The organism is Paenisporosarcina sp. P5_A11, assembly GCF_056400705.1.
Genome location: NZ_JBFUKT010000256.1, coordinates 1 through 3,331, shown reverse-complemented (window position 1 = coordinate 3,331; position 3,331 = coordinate 1). Strand labels below are relative to the sequence as shown.

General features: G+C 36.6%; 7 protein-coding genes. 1 reads left to right on the top strand and 6 read right to left on the bottom strand.

The window, feature by feature from the left end; all coding sequences use genetic code 11:
- Positions 1-724 (bottom strand): TrmH family RNA methyltransferase (locus tag AC1DOS_RS18915; RefSeq protein WP_477538747.1); only part of this gene is annotated, 724 nt, incomplete at its 3' end.
- Between the two features lie 94 nt (positions 725-818).
- Between AC1DOS_RS18915 and sspI the strand changes: the two genes are divergently transcribed.
- Complete coding sequence (gene sspI / locus AC1DOS_RS18910) at positions 819-1,028, top strand: small acid-soluble spore protein SspI (protein WP_024534275.1); 210 nt, start codon at positions 819-821, stop codon at positions 1,026-1,028.
- Between the two features lie 35 nt (positions 1,029-1,063).
- Here sspI and AC1DOS_RS18905 read toward each other — a convergent pair whose 3' ends face one another.
- From AC1DOS_RS18905 to AC1DOS_RS18885, 5 genes are all read right to left on the bottom strand, one after another.
- Positions 1,064-1,507 (bottom strand): small multi-drug export protein, encoded by a 444-nt coding sequence (locus tag AC1DOS_RS18905; protein ID WP_477538748.1) that lies wholly within the window; start codon positions 1,505-1,507, stop codon positions 1,064-1,066.
- Entirely contained in the window at positions 1,507-2,007 is a 501-nt protein-coding gene (locus tag AC1DOS_RS18900) for a hypothetical protein (RefSeq protein WP_477538746.1), read from the bottom strand. Before AC1DOS_RS18900 ends, AC1DOS_RS18905 begins: the two co-directional genes overlap by 1 nt.
- The gene (locus AC1DOS_RS18895) at positions 2,004-2,213 is read right to left on the bottom strand and encodes a helix-turn-helix transcriptional regulator (protein WP_108585318.1); all 210 of its coding nucleotides are present in this window, start codon (positions 2,211-2,213) and stop codon (positions 2,004-2,006) included. Before AC1DOS_RS18895 ends, AC1DOS_RS18900 begins: the two co-directional genes overlap by 4 nt.
- A gap of 213 nt (positions 2,214-2,426) precedes the next feature.
- The gene (locus AC1DOS_RS18890) at positions 2,427-2,555 is read right to left on the bottom strand and encodes a hypothetical protein (RefSeq protein ID WP_477538745.1); all 129 of its coding nucleotides are present in this window, start codon (positions 2,553-2,555) and stop codon (positions 2,427-2,429) included.
- Between the two features lie 201 nt (positions 2,556-2,756).
- On the bottom strand, positions 2,757-3,326 hold the full coding sequence (locus AC1DOS_RS18885) for a protein kinase family protein (RefSeq protein ID WP_108585319.1): 570 nt from the start codon (positions 3,324-3,326) through the stop codon (positions 2,757-2,759).
- Between the last annotated feature and the right edge of the window lie 5 nt (positions 3,327-3,331).

Below are 3,331 nucleotides of genomic sequence, written 5' to 3'. Positions count from 1 at the left end.
CTGCTACATTTAAAGATTCGGCTTGTCCGTGTAATGGGATTTTCAAATTCATATCAGTTTGAACGAGAAGTTCTGGTGACAATCCACTTCCTTCATTACCCATAATTAAAGCAAATTGCGACTGTGGCTCCACATGCTTATATGTAACCGCATCGTCTAATGAAGTACCATAGACAGGTATTCCTTTCCCTCGGAACGTTTGTAGCCATTCCGATAAATCACCTTTTACGATTGGGATATGAAAATGAGACCCTTGACCAGAACGCACTGTTTTCGGATTATAAGCATCTGCTGAACCTTTCCCTAAAATAACTGCATCAAGTCCAGCCGCATCCGCAGTACGAATCATGGTTCCGACATTGCCTGGATCTTGGACTGCATCTATCATCAAGACATTCGCCCAATTTTGCTGCTCATTTTGAGTAGATTTAGGTTGAATACAATGTGCATAAATGCCTTGTGAATATTCAGTTTCAGCAATTTCTTTTGCAATTTCCATCGTTACTTCTACCATACTAACATCTTCAAGATTCCAGTCTGAAGGAATCTTCATCCCTTCTCTAACAATAAGTGTCAGAACCCAAGAAGGATCTTTCAAAGCTTCTTCTACTAAATGGAAACCTTCTACTAAAAATTCTCCTGATTTGTCTCGGTCTTTTCGAACAGTAACAAGTTTTTTCCAATGTTTCACTTGAGCGTTTTGTGAGGATTCAATGCGTTTCATTTGTATTTGTACCACCTTTTTCTTTAAGTGTAACAAATTCATGTATAAGTGGCGAGGACAGCGGACAAAATGAGAGGTGTGAGGAGGCGAGATTATGAACTTTCAAATTCGAGATGCTATTACGGCCAACATGATTGGTAACGATGCTTCACAAATTCGTGACGTAGTAGAGGATGCAATTAAACGTGGAGAAGAACACTTACTCCCAGGACTTGGTGTGTTTTTTGAAAAATGGTGGCAGACCGCTCCAGAACCTGAAAAAGAGTCAGTACTAAAACACTTAGAACAGTCATTTCAAGGATAAAAAAAGTCTCCGTATCATTCGGAGACTTTTTCCTTTTATATATCTTGCACAAAGAAATCAAACCCAAGAGCCGTTAAAACACCGAACACTAAAGTCCATAAAGCGATACTAATGGTTAACCAAATTGTTGTCCATTTTTTATTAGCCCCTAAAGTCATGCCAATAAATGCCGCAATATGGGTGCCGATTAAGATTGGTCCGAGCAAAGCAAGTCCCGGTAAACCATATTTACTCCAAATTTTCTTCGCACGTTCAGAACGTTTAGATGCCGACTTTCTTTTTACTTCTCGACGTTTCAGCCACCACACTTTAAATTTATCAAACCCAATGATAAGAAGTAGAACGGTCAATAAATTTCCTGTGAACGCCATAACCATCACCCAAAATGGGGATAATCCCGCAACAATCCCTATAGGTATGACCGCTAGTTCAAGCCAAGGAATGGCAGACCCTAAAAAAATTAAAAAGTATTCCCACATCACTCTTCTTCCTCCCCTAGATGTTTCCTTATTTCTAAGTAGTAAATTAAGTACTGCATTAAGGCTAGAAACAGAATTCCTAAAATCATCCAAAATCTAGGCAAGTCAACAACCATGTACATCACTGCGAGTAATGGGAGAGCCCACACGAAAAATGTATACACTTTTTGCGCTGCTCTTCTTGTGATGTGCGTCATACCCTCATCTTGTTCTAAATATTCTAAAGGTCTAATTTGCCACATCGATATTTTTTGATCTGGGTTTTGTTTATTATGGTTAGAGATTTTTCTTGTGAATATAAGGATTGAAATAAATGAAATGAAAAGTGCCCCAAATAAGAAAATTGACTCTATCGGATTAAACTCTAAAGAATAACTAAATCCTTGTGAATTTTGGTTGAGCTCTGTTGAGACTCCAGTGAAACTAAATGCCATAAAACCAAACAATACGATAAACGCCATTTGCCATAATGGGTATTGCACTCGAAAATCTTTCTTCATATTGATTTCTCCCCCTCTAGCCAAAATAATTCATCCACTGTTATTTCAAACTCTCTTGCAATTTTCAAAGACAAAGTAATCGATGGAGAAAATTCGCCTTTTTCTATAAAACCAATAGTTTGCCTTGTTACCCCAACTCGTTCAGCTAACTGACCTTGCGAAAATCCAAATCGTGCACGTAGTTCTTTTACTCGATTTTGGAGCATTTCACTCTTCACTCCTTCATGTTAAGTATTATATTCTTATTGTATACTATTATTAACATAATGTGAATAATAGTATACATTTTAATGGAAAATTTTTTCAAAAAAGCGTGGCCGCTGAAAAACTTGCTTTAAAAAACTCTTAAGTAGCAGATTAGAAAGAAAGGCGAGATTTCGTTCGATTTGAACGAAATCTCGCCTTTTTCTTGTGTATTTTTATTTTGATTCCTTTATAAATGTCATAAATCTTTTGAGATTCACTGCAAATATGGCCATGGCTCCTTGCATTTGCATACCAAATAGACCCCCGTATGAGGCTACATCATATCCGTGTCTGTGTTTCAATTCACTGACCTACTTTTCAATTTATTATACAAAAGAATAGAGGCTGACCAAAAAGTTCTAGAAAATTAACTGAGGGTTGCCTCTTTTTCGTGCTGAAAAAATCTCTTGAGAATTCATATTAATACAATCTTAATACACAAGGTTCTGTGAAAATATATGGCTTTGTTTTTATTACAAGCTCATAAAGTCGTTGAACTGAAGTCAATCAATAATGTTTTTCCATTCGTTATAAAGGGTTGGACTAAGATTCTTTACATGTAGCATGAACTCTTCTAAATAACCTTTCTTTTCTATTCCTTCTAAAAATTTAGTAGGGTTGGATCTAACCGAGCCGAATGCTCTCTTAAGGTCGATCACCCTTATTTCCATATCTTCATTAAATAAAATATGGCGAACCTCTGTATCGCATCTCTCAAATCCTACTTTTTTCAATTCATCCAGCATAGCAAGAATTTTTTCCACTATTGGTTCAGGCAATTGCTTCTCTTTTTTTAAATACTGTGGGAGAGAAAGTCCTTTTACATACTCCATGATTATATAGTTTGTTCCATCCTCATAAAGTCGGGGAATAACTGGGGAAGATTGTCCCACTTGCAGTGCCTTAAGTTCCAATGCTTTTGTTTGTACCTTTTCAAAAATTTTAATGCAACGCTCAGATGTCAATTGAAAGACCGATCCATCTGCTCCCTTCCCAATCAACTTGTATTCTTTTAAATCTTTAATACTGATAGTCCCTTTAGCTATTATTGCATTATATTCATTCAATACGATAACAC